Source organism: Pseudoalteromonas sp. MER144-MNA-CIBAN-0113 (assembly GCF_040308965.1).
Taxonomy (GTDB): domain Bacteria; phylum Pseudomonadota; class Gammaproteobacteria; order Enterobacterales; family Alteromonadaceae; genus Pseudoalteromonas; species Pseudoalteromonas tetraodonis.
Map to the genome: position 1 here is coordinate 1 of NZ_JBEOOG010000307.1, position 278 is coordinate 278.

The window sequence follows — 278 nt, forward strand, 5'->3', positions numbered from 1 at the left end:
CAATATCGCTTACCAGTGGTGAGTTTGCAGTGCTTAAAGCGCTTGTTTCGCATCCACGTGAGCCACTTAGCCGCGATAAGCTAATGAACTTAGCGCGTGGCCGCGATTACAGTGCGCTTGAGCGAAGCATTGATGTGCAAGTGTCGAGACTTCGCCGCATGATTGAAGTAGATGCTGCCAATCCGCGATATATTCAAACCGTTTGGGGTTTGGGGTATGTGTTTGTTCCCGACGGTGAAAAGTAATATTTATGGGCATGTTTCCGCGCAGTGCTTTTG

Annotated in this window: 1 protein-coding gene; it reads left to right on the forward strand. The window is 48.9% G+C overall.

Annotated elements, in window-relative coordinates:
* On the forward strand, window positions 1–245 hold a 245-nt coding region (locus AAEY57_RS19815; RefSeq protein ID WP_350608646.1), incomplete at its 5' end, for a winged helix-turn-helix domain-containing protein.
* Window positions 246–278: the final 33 nt, after the last annotated feature.